Annotated in this window: 13 protein-coding genes, 1 other RNA gene and 1 pseudogene; 1 reads left to right on the top strand and 14 read right to left on the bottom strand. The window is 39.0% G+C overall.

Annotation, left to right across the window (positions count from 1 at the left end):
• Nucleotides 1-176: 176 nt before the first annotated feature.
• Complete coding sequence (locus M313_RS0107185; protein WP_010193757.1) at nt 177-710, bottom strand: GNAT family N-acetyltransferase; 534 nt, start codon at nt 708-710, stop codon at nt 177-179.
• Between the two features lie 169 nt (nt 711-879).
• On the opposite strand from M313_RS0107185, the gene M313_RS0107180 reads away from it, so the two are divergent.
• Nucleotides 880-1,338, top strand: coding sequence for a chemotaxis protein CheX (locus M313_RS0107180; RefSeq protein WP_010193755.1), 459 nt, complete (start codon nt 880-882; stop codon nt 1,336-1,338).
• A 78-nt stretch (nt 1,339-1,416) separates the two neighbouring features.
• Here M313_RS0107180 and M313_RS0107175 read toward each other — a convergent pair whose 3' ends face one another.
• The 13 genes and pseudogenes from M313_RS0107175 to M313_RS0107095 all read right to left on the bottom strand — a co-directional run bounded on the left by M313_RS0107175 (nt 1,417) and on the right by M313_RS0107095 (nt 15,937).
• Nucleotides 1,417-2,934, bottom strand: coding sequence for a carboxypeptidase M32 (locus M313_RS0107175; RefSeq protein ID WP_010193754.1), 1,518 nt, complete (start codon nt 2,932-2,934; stop codon nt 1,417-1,419).
• Nucleotides 2,935-3,078: 144 nt separating this feature from the next.
• A complete protein-coding gene (locus M313_RS0107170; protein ID WP_010193753.1) occupies nt 3,079-4,998 on the bottom strand; it encodes an ATP-dependent DNA helicase in 1,920 nt (639 codons plus the stop codon).
• A gap of 807 nt (nt 4,999-5,805) precedes the next feature.
• Nucleotides 5,806-6,000, bottom strand: coding sequence for a hypothetical protein (locus M313_RS0107140; protein ID WP_010193747.1), 195 nt, complete (start codon nt 5,998-6,000; stop codon nt 5,806-5,808).
• Nucleotides 6,001-6,101: 101 nt separating this feature from the next.
• On the bottom strand, nt 6,102-6,266 hold the full coding sequence (locus M313_RS26045) for a hypothetical protein (protein WP_010193746.1): 165 nt from the start codon (nt 6,264-6,266) through the stop codon (nt 6,102-6,104).
• An 87-nt stretch (nt 6,267-6,353) separates the two neighbouring features.
• Nucleotides 6,354-7,497 (bottom strand): annotated as a pseudogene (locus M313_RS22935) (THUMP domain-containing class I SAM-dependent RNA methyltransferase).
• A 153-nt stretch (nt 7,498-7,650) separates the two neighbouring features.
• An RNA gene (rnpB, locus tag M313_RS25085) (RNase P RNA component class B) lies at nt 7,651-8,041 on the bottom strand.
• A gap of 62 nt (nt 8,042-8,103) precedes the next feature.
• On the bottom strand, nt 8,104-8,409 hold the full coding sequence (gpsB, locus tag M313_RS0107125) for a cell division regulator GpsB (protein WP_010193744.1): 306 nt from the start codon (nt 8,407-8,409) through the stop codon (nt 8,104-8,106).
• Between the two features lie 71 nt (nt 8,410-8,480).
• Entirely contained in the window at nt 8,481-9,047 is a 567-nt protein-coding gene (locus tag M313_RS0107120) for an SLOG family protein (RefSeq protein ID WP_010193743.1), read from the bottom strand.
• Between the two features lie 150 nt (nt 9,048-9,197).
• A complete protein-coding gene (locus M313_RS25080) occupies nt 9,198-9,635 on the bottom strand; it encodes a spore coat protein (RefSeq protein WP_010193742.1) in 438 nt (145 codons plus the stop codon).
• Nucleotides 9,636-9,975: 340 nt separating this feature from the next.
• Nucleotides 9,976-11,244 carry a ribonuclease H-like domain-containing protein gene (locus M313_RS0107110; RefSeq protein WP_010193741.1) on the bottom strand — a complete coding sequence of 423 codons (1,269 nt, stop codon included), beginning with the start codon at nt 11,242-11,244 and terminating at the stop codon, nt 9,976-9,978.
• A gap of 14 nt (nt 11,245-11,258) precedes the next feature.
• Nucleotides 11,259-13,526 (bottom strand): DEAD/DEAH box helicase, encoded by a 2,268-nt coding sequence (locus M313_RS0107105; protein ID WP_010193740.1) that lies wholly within the window; start codon nt 13,524-13,526, stop codon nt 11,259-11,261.
• A gap of 111 nt (nt 13,527-13,637) precedes the next feature.
• A complete protein-coding gene (locus M313_RS0107100; protein WP_010193739.1) occupies nt 13,638-13,850 on the bottom strand; it encodes a cold-inducible protein YdjO-related protein in 213 nt (70 codons plus the stop codon).
• Between the two features lie 164 nt (nt 13,851-14,014).
• Nucleotides 14,015-15,937, bottom strand: coding sequence for a flippase-like domain-containing protein (locus M313_RS0107095; RefSeq protein ID WP_010193737.1), 1,923 nt, complete (start codon nt 15,935-15,937; stop codon nt 14,015-14,017).
• Between the last annotated feature and the right edge of the window lie 155 nt (nt 15,938-16,092).

The following is a 16,092-nucleotide window of genomic DNA, read 5'->3' as shown; positions in this document are numbered from 1 at the left end:
AAAATTTATATATTTATACCAAAAGGTTTACTATCTTAGAGGGAAAACACTGAGGAAAACAAAAAAACCTTCCCAAACTAATCCGGGAAGGTACATGTCGTTTTAAAGGAGTTGTTGTGTTGTGCAATTTTATTATAACGAATACCGCTAAAATTATCACTATAAATAATTGGAAATCACTTTTTGTAGAACTTTGCCATCCAAAGCTCATCAACATACTCTCCATTAATAAAGGCTTGTTCTTTTTGATTTCCTTCTTCGTGAAATCCATATTTTTTATAAAGTTGATAAGCCACTTGATTAGATGAGAAGACGGTTAATGATAATTTCCTGATATGTTGTTCACACCACATATCCGTATAATCCATGATTTTTTTCCCAATGCCTAGTCCTTGTGCTTCTTCAGCGAGCCACGTCCGAAATAAACCTGTATGCCGCTTCATTTGTATTTCCCCCCGTATTACACGGGCTATCCCGACCACTCTTCCATTACGTTCTACTCCGATATACATATTTTCCTTTTTCTTCATATCACGAATGAAAAGTTTTTCTTCCTCTGGAGTTCGAGGGACATCCTTTTGTATGTATTGACCCGCAGCAATAATACTCTCCACTGCTGTCACAATATCTCCTGCATCTGATTCTTCCACCGGCCGCAAAATGACGGTCGACTCATCTTTAGCTGTAAATTCAAAACGTAAATCTAACATGATGTTCCTCCTATAAACTCTTTAGGTACTACATCCTACTTCATTTATCTTTATTCTTCAACAAAAAACTCTTTATCAACCATGAAATTGCTGAAATTTGTTGAAAAATAGAATAGGAAGTATGGTATGATTAATTTGTACTATTCAGAAGAATCCTAGGAGGTGCCAAATGTCCCTTTCAGAGAGCTTAACACAGATTTTTTACAGGACTTTAGACTCGTTTAAGATGGTTATCCCAATAGAGTTCACCTTTGATCAACCTCGTTTATATACGGAAAACCTAACAAATGTTACCTACGGTGTGCTTATCATGCTAACCGGTGACATTCGTGGTCAGTTGATTATCCAAGGAGACCAACATGCTTTTCAGCACATCGGAGAAATGATGTTTGGCATGCAGCTAGAAGGTGAAATGCTTCAATCATTTACAGGAGAGCTTGGTAATATGATTGCCGGAACCCTTTCATCAAAAGTCGCGGGTAGCGGAATCAATATGGACATCACACCTCCTAACGTATTGAGCGAACAACAAAAGGAGTTTCATTTAATGCACCGGATACATACCCCAGTTTATTTAAAAGATACACTGCACATGCAGATCATTATGGAGTTGGAAGAAGCTTCGTGATAATTGGACCCTCCAATATGGCGGGTTTTTTTGTATAAAAAAAGACCAGAGTTTAACCCCCGGTCCTTCGGTTATCTATCATGTTAATTGATAAATTTTATTATACTTATCTTCGAGATACTTTATGAGGTAGTCCGCATTTAACTCTTCCCCTGTTACATCCTTCAAAATCTCCAATGGCTTTTTCAATTTACCGTGTTGATGTACTTTTTCTGTTAGCCAATCTTTCACCGGTCCAAGATCTCCGTTTGCTAACAGCTCATCATAGTTAGGCAAATCTTTAAGTATTGCTTGTTTAAATTGAGCTGCGTACATATAACCTAATGCATAGGAAGGGAAATATCCGAAACTTCCACCAGACCAATGCACATCTTGTAATACACCTTTGGCATCATTTGGAGGGGTGATACCAAGATAACTCTGATATTTTTCATTCCAAGCCTTTGGAAGGTCCTCCACTTCCAACTCATCATTAAAGAGCGCTTTTTCCAATTCATAACGAATCATAATGTGTAAAGAATACGTTAATTCATCTGCTTCAATTCTTATCAATGACGGTTTAGATTCGTTAATTGCAAGGTAGAATTCCTCTAGGCTGATCTCATCAAACTTGCCGCCCGCATAACGTTGTAGGCTCTCATAGTGACGTTTCCAGAAGTTTTCATGACGGCCTACAAAGTTCTCATAAAATAAGGATTGTGATTCGTGAATCCCCATAGATGTTCCAGTGCATAATCCTGTTCCTTGAAGTTCTTTGGAAATATTCTGCTCATACAACGCATGTCCACATTCGTGAATGGTTCCAAAAACAGCCGTTCGGAAATCCTCTTCGTCATATTTAGTCGTAACACGTACGTCTCCAGGGTTCAATCCAATTGCGAAAGGATGGACGGTTTCATCCAGTCTACCTGCATCAAAGTCATACGATAACTCCTTTAATATCTCTAAACTGAAATCGCGTTGCTTGTCTTTTGGAAATGGTACCAACAATTCATTTGCCCTTGGTTGAACGGAGGAATCTGCAATATTTTGAACGAGAGGCACAATTCTTTCTTTTAGTTTAGCAAACACCTCATCCAATTTATCCACTGTGATTCCCGGTTCGTACATATCCAATAATGTATTATATTTGTTTCCTTCATGGCCCCAGTACTCTATGAATTTTTTATTGAAAGCAACCAGTTTTTCTAAATACGGTTGTAAAAGAGAGAAATCCGATTTTTCTTTTGCTTCTTCCCAAACGGATTCTGCTTTGGTTGATAGCACTACATATTCTTGGTATTCTTTTGCTGGAACTTTTTTATTGCGGTCATAGTTCTTTTTGCTTTCTAAAAGAGAGGCTTTTGTAATGTCATCCAGTTCGTTAAAAGTCTCTTCATTCAGAAGTTGGGTTAGGTAGCTTGCCATTTCTTCTGATGTGGACATGTTGAATACTTCTGAGGACAGAATACCGATAACGTCTGATCGACGATCTACTCCTTTTTTAGGGGCACCTGTTCTGAGGTCCCAGAATATAAGAGACAGTGCTTCATTATAACTATCCATTTTGTTGATATGATTTAAATATTCTTCTTTTACTTTGCTGATTTCTATCATATGTATCTCCCCCTATATCTCTAACTTCAAAATAAAAATAAAGCTACTGTTAAGAATACACAATTTTCTCACTAGTTGGCAACAGGTTTTAGGGAGAATGGAAAAAGCACCGAATTTAGCTTCGGTGCTTTTGGTGTTTGTGAATTATTGTGTAACTGGGCTGGTCGGTAAGACACCTTCAATTTTTGCACGTACAGCTTCCGGCAATCCAGATGGCAGATAGACGGTAATTTCTCCACTATCATCTGTCGTACGGATAAGGCGGCCCATTCCTTGACGAAGACGAAGTAACATATAAGGAACATCAAGTTGCATATATGGATCCTCAAGTCCTTTTCGCTTAGCCGCAAAAACCGGATCATTTGGCGGGAATGGCAAAGACCAAATTACAACATTAGACAAGGAAGGTCCAGGTATATCCAACCCTTCCCATAGATGATAAGCACAGAGAACCGCACTTTCTTCATTTTGGAATTCAGAAACCAATACACTGATTTCCTTTTCACCTTCATAGAGAAAAGGATAATCAGTATTGTCGGCATTTTCGGCTTTGAATTTTATTAATTCCTCTTTGGTGGAAAATAAGACTAACGTTCTTCCGCCATTTCGGTCGATGGATTCCCTTGTCTTATTGAATTTCGTCTGAAAATCCTCTTCAACCGTTAATGAAAGTTTCATATTTTCCTCATAATCAAATGGCGAATTAATGGAAAAGGATAGATAATCTTCTATGCCCAGTGAAGACGCCAGATAACTAAAGTTCTCATTGTCAGATAAGGTTGCAGAAGAGAAAATAAAAGGAATTTTCTTAGAAAAGACATTTTCCCTCAGTACTTCTTCGACTGTTTTTGGCATTACCACAAGTGTCAGATCCTTATTTGCATGTTCCGCCCAAGCGATCACATCTTCTTTCGATAAAAGCAACTTTAATAAAAATTCAATAGAATCCAAGTATTCCTCCACAATATGCAGCTGGTAATGATCTACCGTATGGAGTTCTCCTTCAAATACAAGCTGATTCCCTATCTCTTCTATTTTTGCCAGAAGATCTTTGGCACCTTTCACAAGACGGGTATCCATCGTGATATCTTTACGGTCAGAGCCCTCTATGTTTGTCAGATTTTCTTCCAACATATCAAAAAACACATCGTTTGCCTGTAAAGAATCCTCTACTAAGTAAGCAAACTCTTCCCTTAAATCGTTCCCTAATAAACGGGTAAGAATTTCTTCGACTTGTTGATTTTTAATTTTGTAGGTTAATGCCTTTTGGGCAGCAAACTCCAGTAAATGTCCTTCATCAAAAACGACACTTGATGCTTCTGGCAATAGAGGAAGCTGACCTTCCCTTTTCCTTTTTTCAAATGTCCAAACATGTTCCATGTAGAAATCATGTGAGCAGATAATCAGATCTGTTGATTTTCTGTAATGATCGCGGGAGAGAGTTTGTCCACAACGATGGCGTTTGTCGCAGCTGAAACAATCCTGGAACGTGTCCCATCCAACCATGTCCCATTCTTCGTCATTCAACTTTGCATAATCTTTTCGATCTCCATAAGGATGAAAAGATTGCATCGCAGCAGGTTTCGTCACAAAGTTTGGAAGTGCATCATACACTTCATCTATGTTGTCGTTATCATATTTATTAACGGCATAATCTAATTTGTTTAAACACAGGTATTGTTCTGGAGATTTGGCTAGACGTACATCCATTGTAATGTCTAAGACCTTAGAGAGTTTTGCTATGTCTCCTTCTTTTTTGACAAGCTGCTCAATCAAAGACTCATCAGCACAGGTTATGATAGCAGGCTTCCCCATATACCTTGCATAACAGATTGCATATAAAAGGTACACCATCGTCTTCCCAGTTCCAACACCGGCTTCCGAGAAAATCACTTTTTTCTCTTTAAACGCCCTCTCCAGTTGGAAAGCCATAAAAATCTGTTCATCACGCAATTCAAATCCAGCTTCAGGTAGGATGTCGTAAAACACATCCCCAATCCATTCGTTCAGGCGATCAAAAAAAGCATCCCCTTTGTTCATTGTAAATGGCAGACGATTGTTCATTTCTATGTACCTCCGAGAAAAAGTTTGCATCTAGTCATTATCTATTAATTAGAGGGTGCTTGTCAAGTTGGGGTATTGGGAGTCTTCATTATGAAGACTTCTCTCCCTCGTTTTCCGCTTCACTGAAGTCTTCATTCGCTTCATGAGGACTTCTCTACCTCATTTACCGCTTCACTGATGTCTTCATTCGCTTCATGAAGACTTCTCTACCTCATTTTCCGCTTCACTGATGTCTTCATTCGCTTCATGAAGACTTCTCTCTTTCGTTTCCGGCTTCACTGATGTCTTCATTCGCTTCATGAGGACTTCTCTTACTCGTTTCCTGCTTCACTGATGTCTTCATTCGCTTCATGAAGACTTCTCTTACTCGTTTCCTGCTTCACTGATGTCTTCATTCGCTCCATGAAGACATCTCTCCTTCGTTTCCTGCTTCACTGATGTCTTCATTCGCTTCATGAAGACTTCTCTTACTCGTTTCCTGCTTCACTGATGTCTTCATTCGCTCCATGAAAACTTCTCTTACTCGTTTCCTGCATCACTGAAGTCTTCATTCGCTCCATGAAGACTTCTCTTACTCGTTTCCTGCTTCACTGATGTCTTCATTCGCTCCATGAAGACATCTCTCCTTCGTTTCCTGCTTCACTGATGTCTTCATTCGCTCCATGAAGACTTCTCTCCCTCGTTTCCTGCTTCAACAAGGTCTTCATTCGCTCCATCAAGACTTCTACAACTCGTCTCCTGCTTCAACAAGGTCTTCATCCCTTACTCCAACCAAAGTAAAAAACCTCCCAAAAGGAGGTTTTCCGCTTAGTTCTTTGTAATATGGATGATCTCATCATCAAGCAGGGTGGCGTACAGCATAGCTTTTGTATATTCATCACGTGCAGCATTCATTCGTTCTACACATTCATGATTATCTAGCAGGTTTTCACTTGCAAGGCGCTGATAGCTACTTTCCAATGCTTTGGAGATCCTCATAAGATCATTCACATGCAAAGGCATAGAAATCCCTCCAAACAGTATTCATAGGAGTATTCTATGCCCAATTTCTAAAGTTTATTCATCTAGGCTGTTTAGTGAATTTATATATTGTTTAATCGTCATTACTTGAAGAACGATCTTTGGAAACCCTTCTTGTCGCGTTCTTCCTCTTTCTCATATTTAATATCTTCAAGAGGAAGTTCATCAATCGGCATGACAAGTTGATCTCGGTTTTTCTGATTCTTTTTGTTTTCCTTTAAAAGCTTTGTCTTTCTCGTTTCTCTCAAGTAGAGTTTTTTCTTTTCGTTTGGTCTCTCAACACTATCACTCCTTTTTAGGAGTAATTCCCTCTACCTGATGGGGATAAACGTTTTTCACCCTTTTCTAGGTGGACGCTTACCCCAGTATTGATAAAAGTCGGTTTTGATGAAACCATTAAATAACTTACGTTTCTTGGTCGCTTTCTTTTCCATAGAAGCTTTCAAATCCTTCATGAGATGTCAGCATATAAACAGACCAAGTATCTAGTTCAGAGAATGCCTTCCCCATCTCGCGATACATCTTTTCCACTTCCGGTCGCTCTCCTAGACGCTCCCCATATGGAGGGTTTCCGATAATGACACCATACTCTTTTCTTGTGGTGAAATCTCTTACTTGCATTTGTTTGAAATCAATTAATTCTCCAAGACCTGCTTCAAATGCGTTTTCTTTAGCAATAGAAATCATGCGGTGATCGATATCATATCCTGCAATATCTAGCGGCTGGTCATAGTTTGCTTTATCTTCCATTTCCTCGCGAGCCTGACTCCAAAGGTCATCCCCAATCCAATGCCAGTCTTCTGAGACAAAGTCGCGGTTGAAGCCTGGAGCAATGTTTTGCCCAATGAGAGCTGCTTCTATTGGAATTGTACCGGAACCGCAAAAAGGGTCTGCAAACGGCTTATCAGGATGCCAATTTGTCAACATTACCAATGCTGCTGCCAATGTTTCTTTTAATGGCGCCTCCCCTTGATCTGCACGATATCCGCGTTTATGCAAACCGATTCCAGAGGCGTCAATCGTAATTTGCGCTACATCTTTCAGCAGGGCAACCTCAATTTTGTAAACGGCCCCTTTTTCATCTAACCATGCAGACTGTATCTTGTAATGCGATTTCATCTTTTCCACAACAGCTTTTTTTACGATAGCTTGGCAATCTGGAACACTAAAGAGCTTGGATTTTACTGACTTACCGATAACCGGGAATTCGGCATCTTCAGGTAAGTAATCCCCCCAAGGCAATGCTTTTGTCTTTTCAAAAAGTTCTTCAAAGGTGGTCGCTTTGAATTCACCTACCACTACTTTGATTCTGTCTGCTGTCCGTAACCACAGGTTTGCCCGGCAAATGGCCAAAGCATCTCCCTTAAAGATGACCTTGCCGTTGTCAACCGTACATTCATATCCTAAATCTCTTACTTCTTTTGCCACTAGCGACTCTAATCCCATTGCCGCGGTTGCAATTAATGTGTAGTTTTTCATTGTATGATTCACCCTAACTCTTATTCAAATTCTCTTATGTATTATTATCACAAAATCTTCGACCCATATCCCATCTATCAAATAAAGCTCTCCTGGCAACAGGAGAGCTTATGTTACATAATCATAGTTGGATGTGACATTCAATCAATAGTGATCTGTAAGCCATGTTCTGTTCCTTTGTACTGCAAACGGATCGCTCCTTGTACGCAGGTGGTAACCATCTGTCTACAGAAACTTAAAGTTTCTGTCCCTCTCATCGTTGGATTCCTTAGAGAAGGTGCCCCTACCATTATTTGGGTTTCTCGCTCGAGGGGTTTACCTCGTTCCACTCTTACAATTTCTTGTAAGACTACGTCACTGTGGCACTTTCAAGGTATTAACACCATATCTAAGAAGACTTAGGTGCGTTCCCTGCCGTTAGCTTCGTCCAAAAACCAAGCTACCCTAGCTTATTTTTTCGCTAGGCACGAACACTACAAGCATCTCAGCCTGTGCGAGCATGGACTTTCCTCTACAGCCGAAACTGTAGCGGTTACCCAATCACTATTGATGTCAGCAAGATATAGTATAGTAAATTTAAGCGATGATTGCAACTGTAAATTACTGTCAGTCGTATAATTTACTGCCGAATACATGCTTTTCTAAATTTGATAACCTTCTTAGGATATCAAAATTTGTAGATCCGCTGTTGGTGTTAGAAGGCTGGGGTTTTTTCCCCGCTTCTTCCACTTGGCGTTTAAGTCTCGCATTTTCTTGAACAAGCAAGTCATATTCTTGATAAAAGGTTTCATAATCCTTAATGACAACATCTAAGAATTTGTCCACATCTTCTGCTTTATAGCCTCTCATGCCTGATTTGAACTCTTTTTCTAGAATTTCTTTTGACGTTAATTTAATTTTATCTGATAGCATAAGTTCCTCACCTCTATGCGAGTGCCCACATTAGTTGATGGGTCACTTCTCAATTTCTCTATTTTCCATTCTTACCACTCTTGATTGTTATTGAACTGTTCTTCTTCAACGACTAGTTGAAGTTCATAGCTGTCAATTGTATATATAGGATAATCTGTCTGAGTTGACTTTTTATGTGCCATGTCTATTATATATTGAGGACTACCCGGGCCCTCTTCATCGTAAACCACCAATAAGGCGTCCGATTTATCCACAACAAACTGATTTTTTAATCTCAGTTGAAGTGGGGATTCATATTTCTTTTTGGTAATAGAGTCAATATGATTAGCTTGCGACAAAATAGACTCATAATACTCCTTATTTTGTTCGCTCCATTTTTCTTCCTGTTCCAAAAATGGTGTAAAAACGGCAAGTTTTAAATCTGGAAATTCTGCTTGCAGGTCATAAACAACTTCTGCAGCCCAAAGTTCCACACCCAACTGCCCGCTAATGACAACCCATTCTAACTCATTATGCTCTTCTAGTAAAGCAGTCAAGCGTTTCTGAATCGCTCTTTTAATGTAGTGGATGGCAGGATCATCCTTTTTAAATATCTGCAGTTCCTGGGGTTTATACCCTGTAATTACTAATACTTTCATAAGCACCTCTACTTAAAATAATAAATAGAAAGCCGGAAAAGCGCAAGTGTTAACCAATATGTTAAGTAAGACTCTTTATGTAATGAAAAAGAACTGACTTAAAGCCAGTTCTCTTTCGACATTTATCATGCAAAGCAAGTATAAACTTGCTTATCTTCCATAGCCGCATTTACCAGGCATTCCGCCATGGCCCATTCCAGGACCTTGTTGTGCTCCCATTACTTGGCCAGGCATTCCCATCTGACCGTATCCAGCGTTGGTTTGTGCTCCCATCACTTGACCAGGCATTCCCATTTGACCATATCCAGGGCCGGTTTGTGCACCCATTACTTGACCCGGTGCTCCACCCATTCCAGGGCCACCTGGGCCACAGTTGAAGTGTTGGTGTGACACAGAATCTACCATGGAATCTGTGTGCGGGAAATAGTGTTTGTGTTGGAACTGTTGGTTGTTTACATATGTTGTGTGTGAAGGATGAATGTGAGGAACCTCAGTAGTAGAATAAAGATTTTTTACACAACATTTTGTAGGATGGACAATTGGTCCCATCGAGTTTGGTCCCATCATGTTAGGTCTGCAGTTGTACATACTTTCGATCTCCTTTCAATTTGTTTTTCTCTTTACATTAACAAACTATGAAAGAAGTGAGATACATGTACTAATACAAACACCTATTTTCTTAATTTAAATACATTTCCCTACCATTTTTATAGTAAAATCGTGTAGATATTATCCTTTAAATTGGAAAGTCCAAATAACGTAAGACCGATAACAACAAAAAACAAACATAAAATAAATCTAGACAACGTGCTCTCTCTCCCATATAACTAATAGTAATTTTGTCATTCACAATAGTTAATTTTACATGGTAAAAAGCACGTTGACAATATATGTTTTGCAGAAATTTAGACAAAATGTGAAAATATTTTCAATTTCTTGATTTATTTTTAAGACGCTTAATTCTTTTTTCAAAATCAGCTAACATTGCACTTTTATTTTTTGAAGTTTTATTATTAGATGACTTATAAAATTCGAGTGATTTCTCCGCATAAAATAAAGCAAGAGTGTAGTCTTTTTCTTTATGCTCAAGTATTTTAGCAATTTCTATTCCGGCTGTTTCCTTATATAGATTATTCTCATCCGCAAAACATTTTTGAAATAATATTTTTGCCTCTTTATAGTTCTGTTCCTTTTTCTTTAACATACCTAAATTAAAGGTGGCTGGGGGAGAAGAGTCAGAAATATTGGTATATAATGCTTTAGCCGCTTCCTTCTCTCCCAATACGTCATACCAACGCCCTATTTCATACTCTTCCATTTTATCTCTTTGCTTGTTATCCACTAACAGGAGCGAAGACAGATGCGCATACAAGGTAATCAGGGTCAAGACATCCCATTCATTGTGCTTCATTACTCCTTTTATCCCTTGCATTTCATGTGTTTTTACAAAATCAAAATATATCATCGGTGCCAAATATCCAGGGATATCGTCTTGCCGCTCAATTTCTAGGATTTCTTTTTCTACATTCGCAAGTCTCACTGATTCTAATTTATTCTTCCATAGTCTTCTTGACGCGTGTAAAAGGTCATAATGTCCAAAGGCCGGCAGTTTCGGGACATGTTCTCTTATAAGAGTATGCCGTGTTTTTACTTGAGGCCAGTCAAATGCCTTGCCATTGTAAGTTACAAGCGTCGTATAATCGACTTCCTCAAGAAAGCTCTGATAAAGGGCAACTTCATTTCCCGGTCCAGGTAATAGGTGTTGCTTGACTATTACCTTATCTGGTAACACTCTTGCATATCCTAGCAAGAAAATAGTTGTACCTGTGCCACCACTGAGCCCAGTTGTTTCTGTATCAAAGAAAAAAAGATCTTTTGCCTGATGACCTTTTGCAGACAACGGATGCTCTACTTCACATTTTTGCCACTCATCCATAACAGGCAACAGATCCCCTAACCGATACGTACCGTGCTTATAATCTAAATCGTACTCGACTTCCCGTATAAGACAGTACTCACCATTTGCATAGTATGGTTTAACGCCATAGGCTTCCCATTCTTTTAAGTTGGGGATATCGATAACAGAGGTCTCTGGCAGCTTCTTCACCTTTTCTTTTTCTCCTTCTTCAAGCCTTGCTTCAGAAGGTTTCGATTGAAGATGCTGTTTCATTCTGTTTAATTTATTTTTCATGCTCATATGCTTATCCCCCTTTACACAAGCTTTTGAAGCAGAGAGAGCGCCAATTCTTTAGAGTCTTCATCAGGGTAATCTGCACCTATGCATGAGGGGCAACCAGAGCGACATGGACAGTTTCCTATTAGTTCACCTGCTCTAGTAAGCAGCTGGTCTATATAGTCGTACGCTTTTTCACTTAACCCGACTCCTCCAGGATAGCGATCATAAAAATAGACCACAGGCTTCTCATCGTGAGTCGATTTGACTTGAGGGACAACTTGCATATCCATCGGTTCACACATCAATAACAGCGGAGTTACGTGTTTCAGAGCATGAGCAATGCCTAATAGACTTTTTTCTAAATCATCACCTTTTAAACGCTCTGTAATCTCTTCTTCAAGCGTAATCCATGTTGCACTTGTCTGCAGCTCTTCTTCTGGGAGGTAAATGGGCCCAGACCCGATGTTTTCATGCGTTTCAAATTTAATCTTTTTGAAAATAGTCGCCATCGCACGGACTGATACATCCCCAAACGAAATGGTGCCTGCTTGGTAATCGGTCTGTTTGTCCACCTCAAGTACATCAAGGGAAACAGCGAGATTTGCATCGGTAAAATAGTCGACATTTACTTCTCTTACAAATGCTTTTTTCTCTTCCCAATCAAGCTTCTCTACTTGGTATTGTACACCCTGATGCAAGTATATCGCTTCATCATGAAGAAGAGTCATTGAACTGAAACGGTCCATTTCCCCAATCACCTTGTTTGCAGGTTCTGATGATTGGTCAATGATAATGACATTTTCCTGAGAGGCAGAACGCAAACTGATGTTATGTGCCGGAAAGGCATCATTCATCCAGTGCCATTTCCCTCCGTTTTCGTGGAGTACTCTTTCTTCTGTCAAATAATCTAAAATATCCTCCAGTTCCACACCATCAAAGGTATCGCCTTCTTTAAAAGGCAACTCATATGCAGCACACTTTATATGATCTACAAGGATAACAAGGTTGTTTGGATTGATCCTGGCTGATTCTGGATTGCTTTTCAGAAAAAACTCCGGGTGTTGAATAACGTATTGATCTAAGGGATTAGAGCTCGCCACCATAACAATCACCGCTTCCCCCTGCCTGCGTCCGGCACGGCCCGCCTGCTGCCAAGCACTTGCAATCGTTCCGGGGTATCCTGTCATGATACAAACCTGCAATTGGCCGATATCCACACCAAGCTCCAACGCGTTTGTACTTACTACACCGTATATCTCACCGTTTCTTAAACCTTTTTCGATCGCTCGCCGTTGGGTTGGAAGGTATCCTCCCCTGTAACCTTGAATAGACTTTTCGCCAAGTTGATTTTTAACCAGCTCTTTAAGGTATGTTAATAAAATTTCTACTCGCACCCTGCTTTTGGCAAAGACGATGGTTTGAATTTTCTCTTGAAGAAACTCTGCAGCTAGCTTTCTTACCTCTAGCGTTGCGCTCCTCCGGATATTAAGCGGTTTATTAACGATTGGAGGGTTATAAAAGACGATATGCTTTTTACTGGATGGAGCTCCGTTATTATTAATTAGTTCAAAGGACTCTCCAGTGAGCTCCTGAGCGAGTTCTTTCGGATTCGCTATCGTTGCAGATGTACATATGAATGTAGGGCTGCTTCCATAAAACTTACAAATCCGTTTCAACCTTCTAATGACATTTGCTACATGGCTTCCAAACACACCTCTATACGTATGCAATTCGTCTATCACGATGTATTCCAAATTTTCGAAAAGGGAGACCCATTTTGTATGATGTGGAAGGATAGCAGAATGAAGCATGTCAGGATTAGTAATAACTATATGCCCTGCTTTTCTTACCTTTTGTCTGATAGTAGGGGCCGTGTCTCCATCATATGTATAACTGTTAATCGGCACACCCATTTGCGTAATAATTTCGTTCAATTCACTCTTTTGATCTTGCGCAAGTGCTTTTGTAGGGAACAAGTATAGTGCTCGTGCATCATTGTTTTGCTCAATTTTCTGAAGTACTGGCAAGTTATAGCATAAAGTTTTTCCTGAGGCTGTCGGGGTGACAGCAACAAAATGCTTTTTATTGGTTGCAGCCTCAAATGCTGCTGCTTGATGGGTATATAAAGAGTTGATTCCTCTTTCAGTCAAGGAGTTCAACAAACGTTTGTCTATTTGGGCAGGAAACGGAACAGTTTGTGCTTCTTTTGGTGGAACTGTTTCCCAATGTACGATATTTTTTGCTATTGATTCCTCACTTTTCATCCAATCAATAACTTCATATATTGTTTTTCTCCATTTCATTACAACTCACCTCATTGTCTATTCTCTATTTTAGCGAATAAGCGTTCGGTTCGTAAAGTCCAAAAAGAAAAACCAAGCACATGTAAGGTACTTGGTTTCTTTTGACTATATTTACATCTTCTGATTTTGACTGTAGTTATTGATGACTGCTAGCACTTTGGTGGATTGTGTCATGCTGCTGTGGCATAAAGGACATGTCGGAATGTCGCTTTCACTGTTTTTGAAATTATCTCTCATCCAGCCATTGCAATCCTCTGATTCACAAACCCATACTTTCGTTTCCTCGGTAACGATCTCTTCAACTTCTCTTCTTCCAAAAGCCATAGTACCACTCTCCTATCTTTTGAGGTGGGGCGCAGTTTATCCTCACTAATATACTCTTAGTATGCCAATATACGAGGAAAAAATAAGAAAAAAATAAAAAAAGCATCCTCGTCATACAATCTCTTCCATAAAATTATAACATATATCTAGTAAAAAAGCATGCTTCAGGCCATTTTATTCACCATACGATTTAACCATTTTATATTCGTTTTTGCGACAATTTGCGGAACATTATTCGATAAAGCATAGATTTTTTCGTCTTCTTCGATAATCTGAAACCCCGCATCACGAAAAGAAGAAACCTCCTCTTCTTTAACACTCGGTATAATAACGGTAAAACCGTATCTATCCATCTCATTTTCAAACTTTTGACACAGAAAAACACTTTGTAAATGTGAATCCGGTTCACAATCTATCCTTTCCATCACAATAAGATTGTCCATACATTTTTGATAATAGATATTTCCTTGATCAGAGGAGTAGAAATAGATAGGTTTATTGTTGAGTAGAGGTTGCGCAATATGCTCATCACTCTCTGGAACAGTCTGAAACAAAGAACCAGATTCCTTCCATCTTTTAAAGAACAAACCAAAATAAATAAGTGCAATTGCCAACAGCACCCCAAAACCTACGTCTTGCCACAGCGATTGTGTATCAAGAGAAAATAGGTCTTGTAATCTCTTCGGTACAATCCGTTGAATATACGAGATCTGTAGAGAACCCACAATGACATAAATCAAAGCGATTGCCAAAAGGATAACCCCGTCAATAAGTCCTTTTACAAAGGTATATTGACTGCTTTTTCTATAAAAAAGCCTTCTTGAAAAATACAATAGTAGCATCGCGACAAGGAAAAGAACCGCTTCCCAGAAATGAAATCCTTTCGAAAAGCTAACTAGTGTTCCGAAAGCAAGAATGAAAAATGTAAAATAATACGCCCTCTTTACCTTATCTTCAATAGCTCTGGCCAAAACAAGTAAGGTGATCCCAATAGTAATAGAAAACTGATGGGAGACTTGCATCATCTCCATGGATAAGAATTCATTAGCAATGGTAATTTTGCGCACAATAGCAGGAATGACCGGAAACAAGACTAACAATGCTCCCACAATAAGTACCCAAATGGAAAGAATTCGATGGCATACTATCGACCAGGAGCGCCCTTCTGGTAAAAGTGATTTCCATGCTTTCTCCTTGAACATGAAAGTGAAAAAAACAACTGAACTTATGAGAAAAGGTGCAACATAATATACTAACCGATACAAAAGAAGCAGTGCGACCAGTTTTTCCTCATATACTCCAAAAGAAGCAAACCCCACAAGAACAACAAAGTCAAATGCACCTACTCCACCTGGTACTGTGCTTAATACACCTGCAATGGCTGCCATGAAGAATATGGTGAAAGTAATGAGAACTGGAACATCTACATTCAACAAAACGGAAGTCTGCCAGAACACGATTCCTGCAAAAAACCATTCCAAAAAAGAAATGCCTATCAGGATTAACTGTTGTCTTATATTCAAGCTTTTCGTAAAATGACTTGCTAAAAAAATGAAAAACAAATACCCACTCATGATAAGAAGAGGCAATTTCAAAATGGGATAATCTAAAAGTAACGTGGGATCTGTCCATTCATAAATGACAACCCACCACGCAAATATAGAAAGGCCGCAGAGCATATAGGGAAGAATAATGGTCACACTTTTCAGGAGCAAAGGAAAGTTCCTTGCATATTTGCGATAGTATAACGTTCTCAATCCTACCCCTGCAAAACCGCCAAATCCCATAAAATTCGCAAAGGAATTAGAAGAGAACCCATAAACAGCCAGCTTTCTTGCAGGTATTCTCACTTTTAATCCACTCGAAATGAATAGATCGTAAAATATCATTGTAGAAACTGCCAAAACGCCTAAAATTATTAGCCATGTAAAAGAAAAAAATCCTATATCCCGGATTTTCTCCATTACAAGCGCCATATTGATGGATTGAATCTGTTTTTTCCCTTCAATATATAAAACGATTAAGATTGTTAATGGAAATACAACCTTTAGCACTTTTAAAAAATATGTATTTCTAAATAACTGCATAACAAACTTCCTTTTTTAACTTCTTAATCCCAAAAATATCATAGATTGTACGCGCTTACCATGAAAATTTTGTCGTTTTCTCCTACACTAAAATTGTAACCCATGTAAGCGAGGTTCAATATAGTAATGATAAAGAGCAAGAAAGGAGAATTTCT

Origin of the sequence: Bacillus sp. m3-13, assembly GCF_000175075.1 — a bacterium.
Lineage (GTDB): Bacteria > Bacillota > Bacilli > Bacillales > Bacillaceae_I > Sutcliffiella_A > Sutcliffiella_A horikoshii_C.
Note: the sequence above shows the minus strand (reverse complement) of the source record. Positions and strands in the feature narration are given on the sequence as shown.

Excerpts from the sequence above, each read along its gene's own strand:
- M313_RS0107110 (WP_010193741.1), bottom strand. The coding sequence starts at position 11,244 with ATGAGCATGAAAAATAAATTAAACAGAATGAAACAGCATCTTCAATCG.
- M313_RS0107185 (WP_010193757.1), bottom strand. The coding sequence starts at position 710 with ATGTTAGATTTACGTTTTGAATTTACAGCTAAAGATGAGTCGACCGTC.
- M313_RS0107140 (WP_010193747.1), bottom strand. The coding sequence starts at position 6,000 with ATGCCTTTGCATGTGAATGATCTTATGAGGATCTCCAAAGCATTGGAA.
- M313_RS0107095 (WP_010193737.1), bottom strand. The coding sequence starts at position 15,937 with ATGCAGTTATTTAGAAATACATATTTTTTAAAAGTGCTAAAGGTTGTA.
- M313_RS0107105 (WP_010193740.1), bottom strand. The coding sequence starts at position 13,526 with ATGAAATGGAGAAAAACAATATATGAAGTTATTGATTGGATGAAAAGT.
- M313_RS0107120 (WP_010193743.1), bottom strand. The coding sequence starts at position 9,047 with ATGAAAGTATTAGTAATTACAGGGTATAAACCCCAGGAACTGCAGATA.
- M313_RS0107170 (WP_010193753.1), bottom strand. The coding sequence starts at position 4,998 with ATGAACAATCGTCTGCCATTTACAATGAACAAAGGGGATGCTTTTTTT.
- M313_RS0107180 (WP_010193755.1), top strand. The coding sequence starts at position 880 with ATGTCCCTTTCAGAGAGCTTAACACAGATTTTTTACAGGACTTTAGAC.
- M313_RS0107100 (WP_010193739.1), bottom strand. The coding sequence starts at position 13,850 with ATGGCTTTTGGAAGAAGAGAAGTTGAAGAGATCGTTACCGAGGAAACG.
- gpsB (WP_010193744.1), bottom strand. The coding sequence starts at position 8,409 with ATGCTATCAGATAAAATTAAATTAACGTCAAAAGAAATTCTAGAAAAA.
- M313_RS0107175 (WP_010193754.1), bottom strand. The coding sequence starts at position 2,934 with ATGATAGAAATCAGCAAAGTAAAAGAAGAATATTTAAATCATATCAAC.
- M313_RS25080 (WP_010193742.1), bottom strand. The coding sequence starts at position 9,635 with ATGTACAACTGCAGACCTAACATGATGGGACCAAACTCGATGGGACCA.